The following is a 1,565-nucleotide window of genomic DNA, read 5'->3' as shown; positions in this document are numbered from 1 at the left end:
CTCGGGGACGCCCCGCGATCGGAGGGCGGCAGCGACCGCCGTGGCCAGCCCCGCCAACTTCAACAACTCCCGTTCCTGCAGCGCAGGATTCTCGGAGATGATCGTCCGCCGCCGCCTGGAGTGGTCGCGGCGCTCGGCCGGGAAGAACGTCGCCGCGGCCGACAGGGCGGACTCGACCATCTCGAGCGGCGACGCGTGCGGGACAGCCGCAGCCACCCCGTCCAGGAACGCCTGCTCCAGCAGCTCCTGCCCGCTGAAGAGCACCTCGCGCTTGTCGGCGAAGTGGCGGAAGAACGTGCGCTCCGTGAGGCCGACGGCCTGGGCGATGTCGGCCGCGGTCGTCCTGTCGAAGCCGCGACTGATGTAAAGGTCCATCGCCGCCGCCTGCAGGCGCTCCCGCGCCCCGGGCTCCCATCGCACCATGGCCACCACTCTAGTGATGACAGCGGCCGACATGGTAGCTACAGTGACAGCAGTCACTGACGTCAGTGACTGACATTGCTCGCTTCGTTCCCCAGGCTTGGCCATCGAAGGAGATCATTCACATGCGCGTCTTCGTCACCGGAGCATCCGGGTGGATCGGCTCGGCCGCGGTCGACGAGCTGCTCGCCGCCGGCCACGAGGTGGTCGGGCTCGCCCGCTCCGACACCTCGGCCGCATCCCTCGACGCGAAGGGTGCCCAGGTCCGCCGTGGCGACCTCGACGACCTCGACAGCATCCGGGAGGGCGCGGCGACCGCTGACGCCGTCCTCCACCTCGCCAACAAGCACGACTTCACCAACCCCGCCGTCTCCAATCAGGCCGAACGGGCCGCCGTGCAGGCGATCGGCGACGTCCTGACCGGATCAGGCCGTCCGTTCCTGCTGGCGTCCGGCGTCGCCGGCCCGGCGCAGGGCCGGGTGGCAACCGAGGGCGACAGGTCACCGTTCCACGGCCTGCAGTCCCCTCGAGGCGGCAGCGAGAACCTCGCGCTGGAGTACGTCGATCGCGGCGTGAACACGGTCAGCGTGCGGTTCGCCCCGACCGTGCACGGCGATGGCGACCATGGGTTCATCGCGACCCTGGTCGCCATCGCCCGTGAGAAAGGGGTCGCGGGCTACGTCGGCGATGGCACGAACCGCTGGCCGGCGGTCCACCGGTCAGATGCCGCACGGATCACCCGCCTGGGACTCGAGAAGGCCCCGGCGGGAACGCTCCTGCACGCGGTGAGCGAGGAGGGAGTCCCCACACGGGAGATCGCCCAGGCCATCGGACGAGGACTCGACGTTCCCCTGACCTCGATCGCATCGCAGGACGCGCAGAAGCACTTCGGCTGGATCGGCCGCTTCTTCGCCATGGACATCCCCGCCTCGAGCACTCGCACGCAGGAACTCCTCGGCTGGGCCCCAAGCGGGCCGACCCTCATGCAGGACCTGGACGCCGAGTCCTACTTCCGCGCCTGACGCACCTGACAGGCCGACGCACCAGGCAGTGTCGGTCTCGACAACGACGACATGCAGGGGCGAGGACACGGAACCGACAGGGTTTGCTTGAATCGTGTGCTCGGACGAAGGGCCAGCACGGTT

At 69.5% G+C, this 1,565-nt stretch carries 2 protein-coding genes; one reads left to right on the top strand and one right to left on the bottom strand.

Going from position 1 to position 1,565, the window contains the following annotated elements:
- Positions 1-456, bottom strand: a 456-nt coding sequence (locus tag ACWGJB_RS49805) for a TetR family transcriptional regulator (RefSeq protein ID WP_453386634.1), incomplete at its 3' end; no start/stop codon positions are given.
- A gap of 89 nt (positions 457-545) precedes the next feature.
- Between ACWGJB_RS49805 and ACWGJB_RS49800 the strand changes: the two genes are divergently transcribed.
- Entirely contained in the window at positions 546-1,442 is an 897-nt protein-coding gene (locus ACWGJB_RS49800) for an SDR family oxidoreductase (RefSeq protein ID WP_453386633.1), read from the top strand.
- The last annotated feature ends 123 nt before the right edge of the window (positions 1,443-1,565 follow it).

This window comes from Streptomyces sp. NPDC054813 (genome assembly GCF_053611365.1).
The sequence above is the reverse complement of the archived record's forward strand: the minus strand, read 5'-3'. Positions and strand labels throughout refer to the sequence as shown.